Source organism: Bacteroides sp. ET71 (assembly GCF_023336905.1).
GTDB lineage: Bacteria > Bacteroidota > Bacteroidia > Bacteroidales > Bacteroidaceae > Bacteroides.
This window is the reverse complement of record NZ_JAMBLS010000072.1, coordinates 1-2,865: the sequence shown is the minus strand read 5'-3', so window position 1 is coordinate 2,865 and position 2,865 is coordinate 1. Positions and strand designations below refer to the sequence as shown.

The window sequence follows — 2,865 nt, the reverse complement described above, 5'->3', positions numbered from 1 at the left end:
GAGGAAACACTGCCCCGAAAAGTAGCCGACGCGGAAGATATTTTAGGCAAAAGCACATTTTCCCTGTGCCACTCCACGCCACAAGTACCCGAGAAAACAGAAACCGTGAAACCGGAAAGCGAAGCGGGTACTTTTGCAACGGAATCGGAACGATACCCCAAGGTGGTGTCCGCCGACGAGCTGGACGCGCTCTTTGCCGAAGGCGGGTTGGAACCTGTGGAGGGGCAGGACGAACCGATGGAATACCGGGAAACGGATGCCGGTGAGCCTCCAATAGACGAAGATGAAATGCTGGAAGGCTATGCTCCCAAAGCTACAGGCCTCCGTTTCGAGGACATGGGGTTGGCAGTGCGCATGGCGATGGATGACAGCACCGCCACCGAAGCAGAACGGCAGCAGGCCGGACGTGCACTTGCCGAACTCAAGGGCACGCCGATGTTCGACCAGCTCATCGCCGGGGATGCGGAACGGGAACGGCGCATCGCCTCGCTCATCGAGCTGCATCTGGCGGACTACCGCCGGATACGGCAACCAGAGCCTCCCGCCGAGAGTATCGTACCCGGTGATTTTTCCATTGACGACATTGTTTAACAGCGGTCTATCCGCATAAAACCAACTTTTTATGAACACAACAAAGAGAATCTTTTTCATGGCGGCCTGCCTGATGGCAGCCGGTGCGCTCTATGCGCAAGGTAACGGACAAGCGGGCATCACGGAAGCCACGCAGATGGTCACCTCGTACTTCGACCCGGGAACGAAACTCGTCTATGCCATCGGCGCGGTGGTCGGCCTGATAGGAGGCATCAAGGTATATAACAAGTTCAGTTCGGGTGACCCGGATACGAGCAAGACCGCCGCCTCGTGGTTCGGGGCGTGCATCTTCCTGATAGTCGCCGCCACCATCCTGCGCTCGTTCTTCCTCTAATCCCTATACATAAATAATATATAGAATAGGATTATGGAATATGAACTGAACAAGGGCATCGGGCAGAGCGCGGAGTTCAAGGGGCTGAAGGCACAATACCTGTTCATCTTCGCCGGAGGACTGCTTGCCGTGTTCGTGGTGTTCATCGTGATGTACATGGCAGGAACAGGCCAATGGGTGTGCATCGCCTTTGGCGCGGTATCCGCATCGATACTGGTATGGCTCACATTCCGCCTGAACGCCAAGTACGGCGAGCACGGGCTGATGAAACGGCTCGCCAAACGGCAGCACCCGCGATACCTGATTAACCGGATCAGCGTCCGGAAGTTATTCACCCCAAAGAGAAGCCTATGAGAAATATATTGAAAGCCGCCACGTTGGAAAGCAAGTTCCCGCTGCTGGCCGTCGAGTCGGATTGCATCGTCTCGAAAGACGCGGACATCACCGTGGCCTTCGAAGTGGAGCTTCCCGAACTGTTCACGGTAACCTCTGCCGAATATGCCGCCATCCATGCGGCATGGTGCAAAGCGGTTAAGGTGCTGCCCGACTACACGGTGGTACACAAGCAGGACTGGTTCGTGAAGGAACACTACCGCAGCCGGACGGAGGGCGAAAAGCTCGGCTTCCTCTCGCGGAGCTATGAACTGCACTTCAACGAACGGCCTTTCCTGAACCACTGCTGCTACTTGTATCTGACCAAGACGACCAAGGAGCGGATGCGGATGCAGAGCAGCTTCTCGTCGCTGTGCCGGGGCTTTATCATCCCAAAGGAAGTGAACCGGGACACGGCGGCACGTTTTTTAGATGCCGCCGGGCAGTTCGCCCGCATTGTAAACGACACGGGACTGGTCAGACTGCGCCGTCTGTCGGGCGACGAGGTAACCGGCACGGAGGAACAGTCCGGCCTGCTGGAGAAATACCTCTGCCTGTCGCTGGAGGACACCGGCACGCTGGAGGACATCGAACTGGGCGACGAGGGGGTGCGCATCGGCGACAAACGGCTGTCGGTCTATACGCTCTCGGAACTGGATGCACTGCCGGGCCGGGTCGGTACGGACAGCCGCTATGAACGGCTCTCCACAGACCGGTCGGACTGCCGCCTCTCCTTCGCCAGCCCGGTGGGGCTGCTGCTCCCATGCAACCACATCTACAACCAGTACCTTTTCATCGACGACAGCGCGGAGAACCTGCAACGCTTCGAGAAGACGGCACGCAACATGCAGTCGCTCTCCCGTTACTCGCGGAGCAACCAAATCAACAAGGAATGGATAGACCTGTACCTGAACGACGCGCATTCCTACGGGCTGACCTCGGTGCGCTGCCATTGCAATGTCATTGCGTGGACGGACAACCCGGACGAAGTGAAGGTCATCCGCAACGACACGGGCAGCCAGATTGCCGCAATGGAGTGCAAACCGCGCCACGACACGGTGGATGCCGCCACGCTCTATTGGGCGGGGATGCCGGGCAACGCCGCCGACTTCCCGGCGGAGGAATCGTTCTATACCTTCATCGAGCAGGCCGTCTGCTTCTGGACGGAGGAAACGAACTACCGCAGCTCGCTTTCCCCTTTCGGGCTGAAGATGTCAGACCGCATCAGCGGCAAACCGCTGCACGTGGACATCTCCGACCTGCCGATGAAACGTGGCATCACCACCAACCGCAACAAGTTCGTGCTGGGCGGTTCGGGCAGCGGCAAGTCATTCTTCATGAACCACTTGGTACGGCAATACTACGAACAAGGAACGCACATCGTATTGGTGGACACCGGAAACTCGTATGAGGGGCTTTGCTCGCTGATACACCAGAAAACCGGGGGCGAGGACGGCATCTACTTCACCTACACGGACGAGCACCCGATAGCCTTCAACCCGTTCTACACCGACGACCGGGTGTTCGACATCGAGAAGCGGGAGAGCATCAAGACGCTGCTGCTCACC

Annotated in this window: 4 protein-coding genes; all 4 read left to right on the top strand. The window is 57.9% G+C overall.

Annotated features, from left to right (window positions below; genetic code table 11):
* A partial coding sequence (locus tag M3090_RS15040) for a conjugal transfer protein (protein WP_249057643.1) occupies positions 1-591 on the top strand: 591 nt, incomplete at its 5' end.
* A gap of 31 nt (positions 592-622) precedes the next feature.
* A complete protein-coding gene (locus M3090_RS15035) occupies positions 623-925 on the top strand; it encodes a DUF4134 domain-containing protein (protein ID WP_071150628.1) in 303 nt (100 codons plus the stop codon).
* 33 nt (positions 926-958) lie between these two features.
* Complete coding sequence (locus M3090_RS15030) at positions 959-1,279, top strand: DUF4133 domain-containing protein (RefSeq protein ID WP_071150627.1); 321 nt, start codon at positions 959-961, stop codon at positions 1,277-1,279.
* The coding region (locus M3090_RS15025; RefSeq protein WP_249057641.1) for a TraG family conjugative transposon ATPase at positions 1,276-2,865 on the top strand (1,590 nt) is incomplete at its 3' end. The genes M3090_RS15030 and M3090_RS15025, both read left to right, overlap by 4 nt.

Bases quoted from the DNA above. Each gene is read 5' to 3' on its own strand.
- M3090_RS15035 (WP_071150628.1), top strand. From the start codon at position 623: ATGAACACAACAAAGAGAATCTTTTTCATGGCGGCCTGCCTGATGGCA.
- M3090_RS15030 (WP_071150627.1), top strand. From the start codon at position 959: ATGGAATATGAACTGAACAAGGGCATCGGGCAGAGCGCGGAGTTCAAG.